The following is a 14,687-nucleotide window of genomic DNA, read 5'->3' on the forward strand; positions in this document are numbered from 1 at the left end:
CCCGCCATGCGGTGGGTAACGTTGCCGGGTACCTCGGGCAGCGCACCGTATCGAGTAACCGGACGACCGGTTGGGTAGGAGCAAGACGTGTTGGCCCCCGGAGTGGTCCTCGACCAGCGCTACCGGCTCGACGCCCATCTCGCCACCGGCGGGATGGGCGACGTCTGGCGTGCCACCGACGTCCTCCTGGCCCGCACCGTCGCGGTCAAGGTGCTGCTGCCCGCGCTGCTGTCCGACCCCGGCTTCGACGCCCGGTTCCGGGCCGAGGCGCGCATGCTGGCCGCCCTCCAGCACCGGGGCGTCGTCGCCGTCTACGACTTCGGCGAGGCCGAGATCCCATCCGGCGGGCGGGCGCCCTACCTGGTCATGGAATACGTCGACGGCCAGTCACTGTCCGTACGACTCACCGAGGTCGGCCGGCTCGGTGTCGGCGAGACGCTGTCGGTCGTCGTGCAGGCGGCCCGCGCCCTCGACGCGGCACACGCCGCCGGCATCGTCCACCGGGACGTCAAGCCCGGCAACCTGCTCGTCCACGGCGACGGCACGGTGACCCTGGTCGACTTCGGGGTGGCCCGGTCGACCGCCATGACGGCGATGACCGGCACCAACGCCGTACTCGGCACCGCCCTCTACATGGCGCCGGAGCAGGCGACCAGCAAGCCGGTGTCCGGCGCCACCGACATCTACGCGCTCGGCGCGGTCGCCTACCACCTGCTCGCCGGCCGTCCGCCGTTCGACGGCGACAACCCGCTCCAGGTCGCGGTCAGCCACCTGCACGAGGACCCGCCGCCGCTGCCCGCCGACGTGCCGGCGCCGGTGGCCGCCCTCGTCGAGAAGGCACTCGCGAAGGACCCTGCCGACCGGTTCCCGACCGCCGCCGAGTTCGCCGAAGCCGCCGAACAGGTGGCGGCGACGATCGGCGACGGCACCGCGGCACCGGCGCCCACCACCACCGCGACGCTGCCGGCCGCCACCGCCGCCATGGCAGCCGTCGACGCCGACCCGGACTCCGGCGAACGCACCGCACCGATCGCCGCCGCGGCCGTACCGGTGCGGGCGGCCGGACCGAGCACCCTCACCGACCAGGAGCCGGTCCCGGTCCCGGTGGCGGGCGGCCCGCCCGGCGGCGACCGCCGCCGGCGGACCCTGCTCGGAGTCGCCGCCGCTGTCCTGCTCGCCGGTGGCGTGCTGGTCGGGGTGCTCTCCTTCGCCCCGGACGCGGCCACGCCACCGGCCGAGGGACCGACCCCGACGGCAACACCCAGCCCCACCTCGTCCGGCACGGCGGAGCCGTCCGGCGAGACGGAACCCTCGTCCGGCCGCACCGGCGGATCGGCACCGACCTCGACCGGACCCGCGCCGACCGCCAGCGCCTCACCGTCCGCGTCGCCCGAGCCCACGGCGGAGGAACCGAGCCCGGAACCGACGCCGCCGCCGACCAGTGCGCCGACTCCGCCACCGACCAGCGCCCCCACGCCGCCGCCGACCGCGCAGCCGACCGGCGGTGGCGGGGACACCGAGGCGGCCGGGATCACCCGGAGCGGTGGGCCGTGATCGCGTCGCGGTAGACGTCGAGCATCGCCGCCCCGTACCGCTGCGGGGTGTGCCGCAGCGCGCGGGTCCGGGCCAGGTCGGCCGTACGGCGGGCCAGCGCCGGATCGCGCAGCAGCCGGGTGACGGCGGCCGCCAGCCCGTCCGGGGTGGGATCGGCGAGCACCGCGGCGTCGCCGAGCGCGCCGGCGCGGTGCAGGTCGGCGTCGACGATGACACTGGGTACGCCGGCGAGCGCCGCCTCCTGGAGCACCAGCCCCTGCGTGTCGGTGCTGGACGGGAACGCGAACACCTCGGCCGTGGCGCACGCGGCGGTGACCTGGTCGGCGGGCAGTTGGCCGGTCACCACCACCCGGTCGCCGACCCCGGACGCGTCGATCAGCCGGCGCAGCCACCGCTGCTCGTAGACCGCGCCGACCAGCACCAGGCGGGCCCGCGGCTCGCTGGCGACCACCTTCGCGAACGCGGGCAGCAGCAGGTCGATGCCCTTCTCGCGGTTGACCCGCCCGACGAACAGGACCATCCGGTCGGCTTCGCCGAGGCCGTACGTGGCCCGGAACGCGGCGGCCCGGTGCGCGCCGACCGCCCGCTTCGGCACGGCCGACGGCACCACGAAGAGGCGGTGCGCCGGCACCGGCAGGTCGGTCCGGTCGAGGGCGGCCGCGGTCGGCACGACCACCGCGTCGGCGTCGCCCATCAGCAGCGCGTTGACCGTCTGGACGTGTCCCCGCCGGTCGTCGTCGTCACCGCCGGCCGGAACGGGCACGGCGGGCAGCCCCAACCGTCGGGTGTAGAGCGTCGCGATCATCCGGATCGCCGCGGTCGGGATCCGGTACGCGTCGACGTACGCCTGGAGGTCGGTGTGGTAGGTGTGCACCACCGGAAGGCCGAGCCGGCGCGCGGTCAGCACGCCGAGCAGGCCGACCGATCCCGGGGTGTGCACGTGCACCAGGTCCGGCTGCCACGCCTCGATCCGGCGCACCTGACGCAGCGTCGGCCACGGCAGCAGCCGCAGGTCGGCGACCCCGCACGGCACCGCCGGCAGGGCGAGCACGTCCGGCTGCGCCGGCTGCCGCCGATGTCCCGGCACCACGGTCAGGCACTCGTGGCCGGCCCCGCCCAGCGCGCCGGTCAGGGTGCGCAGGGAGGTTATGATTCCGTCCCGGCGGGGCAGGTAGGTGTCGGAAAAATGTGCCACCCGTAGGGTCGAGCGTGCGACGGTCGGGTGCGTGGACGGGGGCGCGACCGTGGGGCCGCGGGTCGGTACGCGCATGGCCGCCTTCCGGCAGAGTCAGGTGCGGGACGGCCGGCGTGGCTGCCCCGTTGCACTTGCCAGGAGAGCCTGCCGCCGGACGTCCCTCGGTTCAAGGGGGAGGTCCCTGACCTGACCCTGAATCCCGAAACCTGCCGGAAAGTGCTGGATGCCCACCCGTTATCAGAACAACGGGTGGACACCCGGTGATGGTTACGCGGCTAGAGGCGGGCGAGCGCCTTCCGCAGCGGGTCAAGGCCGAGCGGACCGAGGTCGAGCGCCTGCCGGTGGAACTCCTTCAGGTCGAAGTCGGCACCCTTACGGGTACGGGCCTCGTCGCGGGCCTGCAACCAGATCCGCTCGCCGACCTTGTACGCCGGCGCCTGGCCCGGCCACCCGAGGTAGCGGTGGAGTTCGAAGCGCAGGAACTCGTCGGCGACCCGGCAGTGGCCACGCATGAACTCCCAGCCCAGTTCCGGGGTCCACCGCTGCCCGGGGTGGAAGTCGAACGGGTTGTCGCGCGGGATCTCCAGCTCCAGGTGCATGCCGATGTCGACGATCACCCGGGCGGCCCGCAACGCCTGCGCGTCGAGCATGCCCAGCCTGTCGCCCGGGTCGTCGAGATAGCCGAGGTCCTCCATCAGCCGCTCGGAATACAGCGCCCAGCCCTCGCCGTGCCCGGAACACCAGCACAGCAGGCGCTGCCAGCGGTTGAGCAGTTCGGCCCGGACCTGGGTCTGGCCGACCTGGAGGTGGTGGCCGGGGACACCCTCGTGGTAGACGGTGGTCACCTCACGCCAGGTGGAGAACTCGGTGACGCCGGCCGGAACCGCCCACCACATCCGCCCCGGGCGGGAGAAGTCCTCGCTCGGGCCGGTGTAGTAGATGCCGCCGTCACTGGTCGGCGCGAGGCAGCATTCGATCCGCCGCACCTGCTCCGGGATGTCGAAGTGGGTGCCGTGCAGTTCGGCTACCGCCTTGTCGGCCAGCGCCTGCATCCAGTCGCGGAACGCCTCCTTGCCGGCGATCGTGCGGGCCGGGTCGGCGTCGAGGGCGTCGACCGCCTCGTCGATGCTCGCGCCGGGCCGGACGATGCGGGCGGCCAGGGCCCGCATCTCGTTCTCCAGCCGGGCCAGTTCCTCGAAACCCCAGGCGTACGTCTCGTCGAGGTCGACCTTCGCCCCGAGGAAGTACTGCGAGGCGAGTTCGTAGCGCTCCCGCCCGGCGGCCTGGGTCTTGCGCCCCCGCGGCGCCAGCTCCGTACGCAGGAACCGGCCGAACTCGGCGGTGGCGGCGGTGGCCGCGGCGGCGCCCCGGGCCAGTTCGGCGGAGAGTGTGGCGTCGGCCGACAGCCGGTCGGTCAGCCCGTGGAAGAAGTTGTCACCGGACGGGTCGGTCCAGGTGGCGCACTGCTTGGCGACCTCGATCATCTGGGCCCGGGCGCCGACGTGCCCGGCGTCGGCGGCGGCCCGCAGCGTTGTCTTGTACTGCTCCAGCGCGGTCGGGAACTGGTTCAGCCGGGCGGCGATGTTCGCCACCGCCTCCTCGCCCTGCGTCGGCATCAGGTCGAAGACCTGCCGGATGTTGTGCAGGCCGCTGCTGATCACGTTGATCTCGCTGGTCACCTCGCCGGCGTCGTACCGGGCCAGTTCCAGGCCGAGGCGTTCCTGCATGGCCTCCTTGGCGACCCGCTCGGACTCGGTCTCCGGCTCGGTGACGTCGAGCTCGGTGAGCGTACGCCGGGTCAGCTCGGCCTGCGCCGCGAAGCCGTCGGGGGACAGGTCGTCGAGCCGGTGGTCGTGGCCCTTCAACCCGACGTAGGTGGCTTCACACGGGTGCAGTGGTGCCCACTCGTCGACGTAGCGGTTCGCGAGGTCATCAATTCTTCCCACGCCTGCGACCCTACGGGACCGGTGGCCCCGGCCACCCGCCGTTATCGTCGATGGCCCGCCTGGTCAGGCGTCGTGCGTCGCTGCCCAGTCGACGAGTTCGCCGGCCGGCCAGGTGTTCACCACCCGCTCCGCCGGTACGCCGCACAGCGCCGCCCGTTCACAGCCGAAACGCTGCCAGTCGAGCTGCCCCGGGGCGTGCGCGTCGGTGTCGATGGCGAACAGACAGCCGGCCTCGACCGCCAGCCGGAGCAGCCGTTTCGGCGGGTCCTGCCGCTCCGGCCGGGAGTTGATCTCGACGGCCTTGCCGTGTTCGGCGCAGGCGGCGAAGACGGCGTCGGCGTCGAAGTCGCTCGGTGGTCTGGTTCGGGCCCGGTGGCCACGGTCGCCGGGTCCGGTCACCCCGGCGGGCCGGCTGGCGACCATCCGCCCGGTGCAGTGGCCGAGGATGTCCAGGTGGGGGTTGGCGATGGCGGTCAGCATCCGGCGGGTCATCCGGGCCCGGTCGTCGCGCAGTCCGCTGTGCACCGACCCGACCACCACGTCGAGCCGGGCGAGCAGTTCCTCGTCCTGGTCCAGGGAGCCGTCGGCGAGGATGTCGACCTCGATGCCGGTCAGGATCCGGAAGCCCGCCGGCAGCGCGGCGTTGATCGCCGCCACGTGGTCGAGTTGCTTGCGCAGCCGGGCGGCGGTCAGCCCACGGGCCACGGTCAGCTTCGGCGAGTGGTCGGTGAGCACCAGGTATTCGTGCCCGAGTTCGGCGGCGGCCAGCGCCATCTCCTCGATCGGCGAGCCGCCGTCGGACCAGTCGGAGTGGGTGTGGCAGTCGCCGCGCAGCGCCGCCCGCAGCGCCGCGGCCGCCTCGTCCAGGTCGGCTCCCTCGGTCGCCAGCAGCCGGCGCAGGTAGACCGGTTCCTCGCCGCGCAGTGACTCGGTGACGCACCGGGCGGTCACCTCGCCGACACCGGACAGCTCGGTCAGCGTTCCCGCCAGTGCCCGGCTCGCGAGTTCGGCGGCGGGCAGGGCGGCGAGCGCCGCGGCGGCCGACCGGAACGCCCGTACCCGGTAGGTGGCCTCGTTGGCCCGTTCGAGCAGAAACGCGATCCGGCGCAGATCCCCGACGGCATCCCGCACACCCATACCCGTCAAGGTAACCCCCGTTCCCCGGTTCCCACGCCCCCATGATCCGCGTGATCAGGGAGTAAGTCGGGCGTGTTGCCGGCGGGTCGGGGTGCAAACTCCCTGATCACGCGGATCTTGCCGAGGTGCGGCCGGTCAGTCCGGATCGACCGGCGCGGGGCGGACGCCGGTCACCGTACGGCGGTCGTCGGCGACACCGGTCACCCAGCCGCCGGCGCGACCGAGCCGGACGAGCGTCTCGACCCGGGCCGGCAGCTCCAGCGGCTTGCCGGGGACCGGCGGCCACGCGGTACGGGCCGTACAACCCGGCGTCAGCCAGGTCCGCAGGGCCGCGATCGGATCGTCGGCGTCCAGCGCACTCCGGGCGCCGGCCAGTTCGGCGAGTACGGCGGAAAGCGCCGGCCCGACCGCCGCGGCGTTGCCGCCGCACATCGCCGCGACCAGCTCCGGCCGGGTCGCGGCGACCCGCGTCCCGTCGCGGAACGAGCCGGCGGCGAGGGTGCCGGCGAGCGGGTCGGTGGCCGCGGTCGCGGCGAGCGCCGCGGCGAGCAGATGCGGTACGTGGCTCACCGCCGCCACCGCCCGGTCGTGCTCGTCCGGGATGGCCGGCACCACCCGTGCTCCCAGCCCGGTCACCAGCACGGCGAGTTCCAGCCAGTCGGACAGCGCGGTGACCCCGGGCTCCAGGCAGAGCACCCACGAGCAGCCGACGAACAGTTCCGGGTCGGCGGCGGCGAACCCGGACGTCTCGCGTCCGGCCATCGGATGGCCGCCGACGAAGCCGGCGAGCCGGTCGTGCAGCCGGTGCAGGCGCTCCCCGACGAGCCGGTGCACCGGGCCCTTGACCGAGGTCACGTCGGTGACGAGGCCGCTGAACCCGGCGTCGGCGAGCTGGTCGAGGACGCCGGCCACGGCCGGCAGCGGTACGGCGACCACGGCCAGGTCGGCGCGTGCCACCGCGTCGCGTACGGTCGCGGTGACCTGCCAGCGGGCGGCGGCCGGTGCCTTCGCGGCGGCGGTGCGGGCGGTGGCCCGGGTCGCCGGATCGGCGTCGTAGCCGAGCACCCGGTGGCCGGCGGCCGAGAGCGCCCGCAGCACCGAACCGCCGATGAGACCGAGCCCGATCACCGCAACATCCACGCGGCTGACTCTCGCACACGCGGCGGCGGTCGCGCGGTGCCGGCCCGGACCCCGGCGACCCGCCGGCCGGGTCGTGGCAGCCGGCGACCTGCGCAGTTACCGTAATTCAGTGATTTTTCCGGACACAGTTCGCGAACCTGTCCACCGGATCCGGCGCTGGGCGCTGACGACCGGCGCCGCCGCGCTCGTAGCCGCCCCGCTCCCCGCCGTAGCCGCCGCCCCACTCCCCGCCGTCGCCCCGTTCCCCGCTGCCGTCAGCGGCACCCCGGAGCGGCTGCCGACCTTCAACGGCACGGTCTGGGCCACCGCGTACGCCGGAAACACCCTCTACGTCGGCGGCGACTTCACCTCCGCCACGGCCGGCGGCAAGACGGTCGCCCGCAGCCGCCTCGCCGCCATCGACGCCCGCACCGGGGCCCTGCTCGACTGGGCGCCGCCCGCCGACGACCAGGTACGCGCCATCGCCGTCGCCGGCGGATCGGTCTACGTCGGCGGCGACTTCACCAGGCTGGCCGGCGCCGACCGCGACGGCCTCGGCCGGCTCGACGCCACGACCGGAACACTTCACGGCACGTTCCGGCACCGCCTCACCGGGCAGCCGTACGCACTCGCCGCCGCCAACGGCCGCCTCTACGCCGGCGGCACCTTCACCACCGTGAACGGCGTACCCCGGGCCCGGCTCGCCGCCTTCGACCTCGGCACCGGCGCACTGCTGGCCGGCTGGTCGGCCGGCGCCGACGCCACCGTCCGGACCGTCGTCGCCGCCAGCGGCCGGATCTACGCCGGCGGCAGCTTCCACCGCGTCAACGGCGCCGCCGGAACCGCCCGGCTCGCCGCCCTCGACCCGGCGAGTGGCGCGCTCGACACCGGCTTCCGGCCCCGGGCCAGCTACGTCACCCACGCGATCGCGGCCGGCCCGCGCGGGGTGTACGCGGCACACGGCGGACCCGGCGGGCGGGTCGTGGCGTACGACCCCACCGGCAACACCCGCTGGACGCTCACCCAGGACGGCGACCCGCAGGCGGTCACCGTCCTCGACGGCACCGTCTACCTCGGCGGCCACTTCGACAAGGTCTGCCGCTCCCCGCTGACCGGCGACCAGGGCTCCTGCGTCGACGGTTCGGACCGGCGGGTCAAGCTCGCCGCCGCGGCCGAGGCCGACGGCACCCTGCTGCCCTGGACGGCGGACGGCAACGGGATCAGCGGCGTGCACGCCATGGCCGCCAACCCCGGGCTGCGCAAGATGGTGGCAGGCGGCGCGTTCACCCAGATCAACGGCACCGCCCGGCAGCGGCTGGCCCAGTTCGGCTGATCGCCGGCTCAGGGCGTACGGGCGCAGCCCCTCTCCCGCTGCCAGCCCGCCACCTTGTCGGCCGGCACCGAGTCCCGCTTCTTCCGCCACGCGTCGAGGTACGGCGCCGGCCACACCACGCCCCGGCGTACCCACCAGTCGCCGGTGCCGGCGCACGGCGGCGAGATACCGAAGTGCAGGTGGCAGACGTTGTTGGCGTTGCCGGTTCGGCCGACCGAGCCGACCCGCTGGCCGGCGGTGACCCGTACCCCGGCGTCGATCCCGGTGGCCACCTCGACCAGGTGGGAGCCGTAGTAGCGCACCCCGTCGTCGCCGAGCAGCGACACGAACAGGCCGCCGTTGAGTGGCCCGTCGGGCTTGCGCCGGTCGTACGTGTCCGAGCGGCTGACCTCGAGCACCACCCCGTGGGTCACCGCCACGACCGGCGTGCCGCAGTCGGCGAAGATGTCGGTCGCCGGGTAGGCCGAGTGGGTCGGGTGGTAGGCGACGTTGCTTCCGCCGACCGGGAAGAAGTAGCGCCGGCCCCCGTCCGGCGGCCCGGTCGGGCCGGCAGTGGTCGGGCTGGCCGTGGTCGGGCTGGCCGCCGGGGGACTTCCGGCCGTGGGCGGCGTGGTGCCGGTGGCGCCGCCGCTCGCCCGCCAGTTCGGCCGGTCGGCGTCCGGTCCGGCCGGCGGCGCCCCGCAACCCGCGCCGAGCCCGGCCACGAGCAGGAACACCACCGGGTACGTCCGCCGCCCGCCGCTGGTCGCCTTCCACGGTGCTCGATGTCGCCAAGACATCCGGCCATCCTGGCAGAGGCGCGCCCCGCCGGCCGCGCGTGACCCCGGGCCGGAGTGTGGCCAGCCGGGTACGCTGCGGCGGAAGGCGTAGCCGCGAGCGAAGGAGCGACGGTGACGGCGGAGCAGTCCCGGCCAGACGAGGACACGGCGGGCCGGCCGGCGGCGAGCGTCCCACCCGAGCCGGAGCGCGCGGCCGGTGGCGCCGAGAAAACGGAGCCGCCGGTGAGCGCGGCGCCGGCGCCCGCGCCGGGCGATGTCCCCGGGCCCGGCCCGCTGGTCGCCGACACCTCCCCGGTGTCGCCCGCCACCCCGCCGGCAGCGCGGCCGCTCTCGCCGGCCCGGCCCACGTTTCCCGTCCCGCCGGGCTTCAGCCCGCCCGGGTTCAGCGCACCCCCACCCGGCCCCGCGGTCGCACCGCCCGGCCGGCCCGGTGGGTTCGGGACGACCGGACACCCCGCGCGACCCGGCCAGCCCGTGCCCGCCGGGTTCGGTGCCCGGCCCTACCCGCCCGGGTTCGGCGCCCGGCCGCACCCGCCGGCCGCATCCGGATTCGCCCCACCACCGCAGTCACCGGTCCCGGCGGGGTTCGCGCCGCCGCCCGACAGGTGGCAGACGCCCGGCGTAGGGCGTACGCCGTCGGGGTTGTTCCCCTCGCGGACGCCGCCCCGGCCGACCTACCGCGAGCCCCACCAGGTCCGGCCCGGGCAGCTGGCGGCCGGCCTCGGTGCCGGTGCCGTCTGGCTGGCGATGTTCGCGTTGCTCGCCGGTGACCTGCGCGGACTCGGCTGGTGGACGATCATCGCGGGTGCGGTCGCCTGGCTGGTCGCCGCCGTGCTGGCCCGGCACGGCGACCGGGGAGTCGCCGCCGGGCTGGCGGTCGCCGTGGCGGTCGGATGGGGGATCACGACCACCCTCGTCGCGCTCCGCTGGGCTGGCACGTCCAACTGGCCGCTATGGTGACTCAGTGCGCCTGAGCATGCTCGGATCGTGAGCGATCATGGGCGCTGTGTATCGACGTGCATGCGCAGCGCTACCGGCCTTGACTAGTCGGCGCTCAGTCGGCACGCTCGCGACATGGCCTGGACTGTGCAGCGGCTCGACCCCGACCGCAGCCGCCGCCGGCTTCAGCTCCTTGCCGAGCTCGCCGGTGCAAAAGCGGTACGCGAGCGCGAGCTTCCCCGTCAGGTACGCGGAGATCGACTGCGTGAGCTGATCGCCACCCGTCGCCGGCTCGCCAACTGACCGGACCTCCCGGCAAACTTCTGGCCCGTTCCGCTCCCTCTCTCGGAGCGTTGTCCGGTCACCCGCCGACCCGACCGGTTACCGTCACGCGTAACGAACAAGTCGGCGGTATATGCGGCACGCTGGCCGCAAGGCAATTGGGGGGACCGTGGCGTATTTCGCTGCTGCCGTCACGCGTGGCTCGGCCGGATGGGCCGCCGCGGAACTGGACCTCAACGGCGCATCCGACATAGAGGAGGTCGCGGAACGGCTGCGCGACATCGACCCGGACGCCGACATCTCACTGCTCTTCGTCGAGGCCGACGACACCTATCTCGCGATCCTGCGCCTCGACGCCGGGGAAGACCTGCGGATATTCGGCTCGGACTCGGCCTTCGCCGAGGAGTCCCGGCTCGGCGCGCTGCTCGTCGGCGACCTCAAGGCGCCGGCGATGGAGTTCGACGACGTGCTGACCGGCGGCGGCGCCACCGTGTCCACGACCGGCTCCGACCAGCCCGCGACCGATCCCGACGCCGACCCCGTGGGCGACGCCGACCTGCTGACCGACCTGGGTGTGCCGGCACCGCGACTGCTGGTGCTCTGCGCCCACGAGGGCATGCTCCCCGCCGACGTGACCGCCGAGGTGTGCCAGGCGATCGGGTGCGGCGACGAGGTCGAGGAGCTACGCGAAGCGTGACGGACCCCGGCGGCCCGCCCCCGTGGTCCCTCGGCGGCCGGCGGGAACGTCACGAGGCATGGATGCGCCGCGCCCTGGCGGTCGCCGTCACCAGCCCGGACCCCGTTCCCATGGACGATCCCGCCCGGTCGGTCGCGGGGCGTACCGGCGAGGTGGCCGCCGGCGAATCCGCCCGGTCGGTCGCGGGGCGTACCGGCGACGTGGCCGCCGACGTGCCGGTCGGTGCCGTCGTCTACGGGCCGGACGGCACCGAACTCGCCGTCGGCCGCAACGAACGGGAACTCACCGGCGACCCGACCGCGCATGCCGAGGTGCTCGCGCTGCGCCGGGCCGCCGCCCGGGTCGGCGCCTGGCGGCTCGACGGCTGCACCCTGGTGGTGACGCTGGAACCGTGCACGATGTGCGCGGGCGCGCTGGTACTGGCCCGGGTATCCACAGTGGTCTTCGGGGCCTGGGAGCCGAAGACGGGTGCGGTCGGTTCGCTCTGGGACGTGGTCCGCGACCGCCGCCTCAACCACCGCCCCACGGTCTACGCCGGTGTCCTGGAACCAGAGTGCGTCACCCTGCTCCGCACCTTCTTCCGCTGATCCGTCTTCCCGCTGACCCCCAAGATCCGCGTGATCAGGGACTAAATCGCGCGTGTCGCCGGCGTGCCGCGGCTAAAAGTCCCTGATCACGCGGATCTTGGGCCGGCTTCCAGGGCCTCCCGAACCGTCCGTACGACGTAGCTCGGCCGTCTCGTGTCGGCCCAGGTGAACCGGAGGACGACGAAGCCCCGCGTCAGCAGGAGATTCTGTCGCCTGCGGTCGTGGAGCAGGGCTTCCGGCGTGCTGTGGGGTGCCCGGCCGTCGGCCTCGGCCAACACACCCCGGCTCGGCCAGGCGAGATCCGCCAACGCCCGCAGTACGCCGAACTCGTCGTACACCGGGAACTGGAGCCGCTCCGGCGGCACGCCGCCGTCGACGCAGATGAGCCGGATCCGTGACTCGAGCGGGGACTGCGCCCGACCGTCGGCGTCCCCGATCGAGCGGCGGGCGCGCACCGCCCCACGATTGCCGTAGATCAACATCCGGGCGACCTCCAGGTCCAGGTCCGTCAGGGCCCCGGCCCCGAGCGCGGCGTCGAGCATCGCCACCGCCTCCGGTCGCGGCAGTCGGAGCAGCAGGTCGGCGGCGGTACGCGCCGGAGTCGTCACCCGCATCCCGGCCACCGTCGTCAGGTCGGCGGCGTCGACGACCAGTTGTCGAGTGGCGAGCCCGGGCTGGTCCAGCCGCCGCCGGTCCGCCGGCACCGACACCTGCACCGTCGGATCCGCCGGCACGACCGGCCAGCCGTGGACGGTGGCGGCGCTGTTCAGCACGGCGACGGCAGCCGGCCCCAGGGCGAGCAGCCCGGCCCGGATTCGCTGGCGCTCCGAGACGGTGCCGGGCATGGTGAGGTGGACGCCGCGGAAGATCCCGCGCCAGCGTTTCGTGGCGAGCAGCCGGGCGACGTCGGACCGGGCGAGTCCGGCTCGTAGGCATTGGGCCGACGTGATCAGCCCTTCCTGCCGGGCGGCGATCAGCAGCGCGGTTTCGTGACCGGTCGTCATGCCGGCGAAGCATCACGGATCCGGCGTCGGCCCGCCCGCCGCCGTGGACAGCCTGTGGACAACCCACCCACCTGTGGACAGCCCCCACAACCGACCCGGTTCTGCTACGCCCCGCCCCGCCCCGCCGCGCCGCCAAGATCCGCGTGATCAGGGAGTTTGAGCTGCGGCGCACCGACGACACGCCCGACTTAGTCCCTGATCACGCGGATCTTGAAGGGAGCGAGACGGTTACGGATAGGCCGCCCTCCGGGCGGGGGGTGGCTTCCACCGAGCCGTTGTGGGCGCGGGCTATCGCGCGGACGATCGACAGGCCCAGGCCGAAGCCGCGCCCACCACCGATCCGGTCGCGGTTCAGGCGGCGAAACGGCTGGAACAGGCTCTCCACCTCGTACCCGGGGACCGTCGGGCCACTGTTCGACACGGTCAGGGTGGCCCGGCCGTCCACCACCGCCGTCTCGGCCGACAGCCAGCCATCCTCCGGCACGTTGTGCCGTACGGCGTTCTCGACCAGGTTCTGGGTCAGCCGTTCGAGCAGCACCGGGTCGCCGGCCGTCGGTGCCGCCGCCAGGTCCAGTTCGACGCGTACGTCGGCCGGCCCGGCGATCTGGTCGGCCACGTGCCGGGCCACCTCGGCAAGATCCACCGGGGTACGGTCGGTCACCTCGTTCTCCGAGTCGGCGAGGGTGAGCAGCCCGTCGATCAGCCGCTCGTGCCGCTCGTTGACGGTCAGCAGCGACTCACCGAGCTGGCGTACCTCGGCCGGTGCCCCGGGCCGGGTCATCGCCAGTTCGACCAGCGCCCGGTTCAGTGCCAGCGGCGTACGCAGCTCGTGCGACGCGTTCGCCACGAACCGCCGCTGCCCGTCGAAGGCGCGATTCAGCCGTTCCAGCATCTCGTTGAAGGTGGCGGCGAGTTCGCGTACCTCGTCTTTCGGGCCGCCGAGCGCGATCCGCTCGTGCAGGCCCCGGCCGGCACCGTCGGCCCCGGCGATCCGGCGGGCGGTACCGGTGATCTCCTGGAGCGGCTGGAGTGCCCGGCCGGCGACCAGCCAGCCGATCGCGACCGCGACCACCGACACCACGACCAGCGCCAGCCCGCCCTGGGTGAGCAGCGAGTCGAGGGCGCCGTCCCGGACCACCCGCTGATAGTCGCCGACCATTGCGCCGATCGCCGCCGTGTCGAGGCCCGACGTATCCCCGGAGCCGCCGATCCACAACGACAGCCGGTTCTGCTGCAACCGGCCGGCGACCAGCGCGTAGTTGACGGCCAGCAGGACGCCGCCGGCCACGAAGAACGATCCGCCGAAGACCAGGGTCAGCCGGGCCCGGATGGTCAGCCGGTTCACGGGATCTGGTACCCGACGCCGGGCACCGTCTCGATCACCGGCGGGTCGCCGAGCTTGCGGCGCAGCTTCATCACGGTGACCCGTACGACGTTGGTGAACGGGTCGATGTGCTCGTCCCACGCCCGGTCCAGCAGTTCCTCGGCCGACACCACCGCACCGTCGGCCCGCAGCAGTTCGGCGAGCACGGCGAACTCCTTGCGGCTCAACGCGACGTACCGACCGTCCCGGTAGACCTCCCGGCGGGCCGGGTCGACCAGCACCCCGCGCCGGGAGAGCCGGGGCGGGGCCGCCGGCCGGGTGCGTCTGGTCAGGGCGTGCACCCGGGCCGACAGCTCCACCATCGCGAACGGCTTCGGCAGGTAGTCGTCGGCGCCGAGGGCCAGCCCGGCGACCCGTTCCCGGACGGCCGCCGCCGCGGTCAGCATCAGCACGCGGCTCTGCCCGCCCGAGTCGACGATCGAGCGGCACACGTCGTCGCCGTGCACCACCGGCAGGTCCCGGTCGAGCACCACCACGTCGTACGCGTGCACGCCGAGCCGGTCCAGCGCGGCCCCGCCGTCGTACACGACGTCGACGGCGAACGCCTCCCGCCGCAACCACTCCGCGATCGCGTCCGCGAGCACGCTCTCGTCCTCGACCACCAGCACCCTCATCCGACCATCCTGTCCGTGCCCGGCACCATGCCACCGTCGCGCGCCGGCCATAACGCCGTCGTTAACGTCCGTGGTTACGCCCTGGCTACCGCCCTTGCCGTCAGATGTTGCCGATGG

At 74.1% G+C, this 14,687-nt stretch carries 14 protein-coding genes; 6 read left to right on the forward strand and 8 right to left on the reverse strand.

Annotation, left to right across the window (positions count from 1 at the left end):
• Positions 1 to 87: 87 nt before the first annotated feature.
• Complete coding sequence (locus tag AB0M79_RS21780; protein WP_364216543.1) at positions 88 to 1,554, forward strand: serine/threonine-protein kinase; 1,467 nt, start codon at positions 88 to 90, stop codon at positions 1,552 to 1,554.
• On the opposite strand, the gene AB0M79_RS21785 is transcribed toward AB0M79_RS21780, so the two are convergent.
• The 4 genes from AB0M79_RS21785 to AB0M79_RS21800 form a co-directional block, all read right to left on the reverse strand.
• A complete protein-coding gene (locus AB0M79_RS21785) occupies positions 1,532 to 2,749 on the reverse strand; it encodes a glycosyltransferase (protein WP_364216546.1) in 1,218 nt (405 codons plus the stop codon). The genes AB0M79_RS21780 and AB0M79_RS21785 overlap by 23 nt on opposite strands.
• A gap of 275 nt (positions 2,750 to 3,024) precedes the next feature.
• A complete protein-coding gene (locus AB0M79_RS21790; protein WP_364216549.1) occupies positions 3,025 to 4,695 on the reverse strand; it encodes a DUF885 domain-containing protein in 1,671 nt (556 codons plus the stop codon).
• 63 nt (positions 4,696 to 4,758) lie between these two features.
• The gene (locus AB0M79_RS21795) at positions 4,759 to 5,832 is read right to left on the reverse strand and encodes a PHP domain-containing protein (protein WP_364216551.1); all 1,074 of its coding nucleotides are present in this window, start codon (positions 5,830 to 5,832) and stop codon (positions 4,759 to 4,761) included.
• Positions 5,833 to 5,967: 135 nt separating this feature from the next.
• Positions 5,968 to 7,068: a prephenate dehydrogenase/arogenate dehydrogenase family protein gene (locus tag AB0M79_RS21800; RefSeq protein ID WP_364216738.1), complete on the reverse strand. Its 1,101-nt coding sequence runs from the start codon at positions 7,066 to 7,068 to the stop codon at positions 5,968 to 5,970.
• Positions 7,069 to 7,081: 13 nt separating this feature from the next.
• Here AB0M79_RS21800 and AB0M79_RS21805 point away from each other — a divergent pair, with 13 nt between their 5' ends.
• Positions 7,082 to 8,284, forward strand: coding sequence for a hypothetical protein (locus AB0M79_RS21805; protein ID WP_364216554.1), 1,203 nt, complete (start codon positions 7,082 to 7,084; stop codon positions 8,282 to 8,284).
• Between the two features lie 8 nt (positions 8,285 to 8,292).
• Here AB0M79_RS21805 and AB0M79_RS21810 read toward each other — a convergent pair whose 3' ends face one another.
• Complete coding sequence (locus AB0M79_RS21810; protein WP_364216557.1) at positions 8,293 to 9,063, reverse strand: M23 family metallopeptidase; 771 nt, start codon at positions 9,061 to 9,063, stop codon at positions 8,293 to 8,295.
• A 642-nt stretch (positions 9,064 to 9,705) separates the two neighbouring features.
• Between AB0M79_RS21810 and AB0M79_RS21815 the strand changes: the two genes are divergently transcribed.
• The 4 genes from AB0M79_RS21815 (at position 9,706) to AB0M79_RS21830 (ending at position 11,568) form a co-directional block, all read left to right on the forward strand.
• Positions 9,706 to 10,023, forward strand: coding sequence for a hypothetical protein (locus AB0M79_RS21815; RefSeq protein WP_364216740.1), 318 nt, complete (start codon positions 9,706 to 9,708; stop codon positions 10,021 to 10,023).
• Positions 10,024 to 10,137: 114 nt separating this feature from the next.
• Complete coding sequence (locus AB0M79_RS21820; protein WP_357538710.1) at positions 10,138 to 10,305, forward strand: hypothetical protein; 168 nt, start codon at positions 10,138 to 10,140, stop codon at positions 10,303 to 10,305.
• 148 nt (positions 10,306 to 10,453) lie between these two features.
• Positions 10,454 to 10,981, forward strand: coding sequence for a tRNA adenosine deaminase-associated protein (locus AB0M79_RS21825; protein ID WP_364216560.1), 528 nt, complete (start codon positions 10,454 to 10,456; stop codon positions 10,979 to 10,981).
• On the forward strand, positions 10,978 to 11,568 hold the full coding sequence (locus AB0M79_RS21830; RefSeq protein WP_364216563.1) for a nucleoside deaminase: 591 nt from the start codon (positions 10,978 to 10,980) through the stop codon (positions 11,566 to 11,568). The genes AB0M79_RS21825 and AB0M79_RS21830 overlap by 4 nt, the downstream gene beginning before the upstream one ends.
• Positions 11,569 to 11,654: 86 nt before the next feature.
• Here the strand turns inward: AB0M79_RS21830 and AB0M79_RS21835 are convergent, their stop codons facing one another.
• The 3 genes from AB0M79_RS21835 to AB0M79_RS21845 form a co-directional block, all read right to left on the reverse strand.
• Entirely contained in the window at positions 11,655 to 12,572 is a 918-nt protein-coding gene (locus AB0M79_RS21835) for a type IV toxin-antitoxin system AbiEi family antitoxin (RefSeq protein WP_364216566.1), read from the reverse strand.
• 199 nt (positions 12,573 to 12,771) lie between these two features.
• Positions 12,772 to 13,917, reverse strand: coding sequence for a HAMP domain-containing sensor histidine kinase (locus tag AB0M79_RS21840; protein ID WP_364216569.1), 1,146 nt, complete (start codon positions 13,915 to 13,917; stop codon positions 12,772 to 12,774).
• Entirely contained in the window at positions 13,914 to 14,570 is a 657-nt protein-coding gene (locus tag AB0M79_RS21845; RefSeq protein WP_364216572.1) for a response regulator transcription factor, read from the reverse strand. Before AB0M79_RS21845 ends, AB0M79_RS21840 begins: the two co-directional genes overlap by 4 nt.
• Positions 14,571 to 14,687 lie beyond the last annotated feature (117 nt).

The sequence above is a fragment of the Polymorphospora sp. NPDC051019 genome (assembly GCF_040683055.1).
Classification (GTDB): domain Bacteria; phylum Actinomycetota; class Actinomycetes; order Mycobacteriales; family Micromonosporaceae; genus Polymorphospora; species Polymorphospora lycopeni.

What these genes read in the sequence shown, in the direction of transcription:
- AB0M79_RS21795 (WP_364216551.1), bottom strand. Translation starts at nt 5,832, where the DNA reads ATGGGTGTGCGGGATGCCGTCGGGGATCTGCGCCGGATCGCGTTTCTG.
- AB0M79_RS21810 (WP_364216557.1), bottom strand. Translation starts at nt 9,063, where the DNA reads ATGTCTTGGCGACATCGAGCACCGTGGAAGGCGACCAGCGGCGGGCGG.
- AB0M79_RS21820 (WP_357538710.1), top strand. Translation starts at nt 10,138, where the DNA reads ATGGCCTGGACTGTGCAGCGGCTCGACCCCGACCGCAGCCGCCGCCGG.
- AB0M79_RS21835 (WP_364216566.1), bottom strand. Translation starts at nt 12,572, where the DNA reads ATGACGACCGGTCACGAAACCGCGCTGCTGATCGCCGCCCGGCAGGAA.
- AB0M79_RS21845 (WP_364216572.1), bottom strand. Translation starts at nt 14,570, where the DNA reads ATGAGGGTGCTGGTGGTCGAGGACGAGAGCGTGCTCGCGGACGCGATC.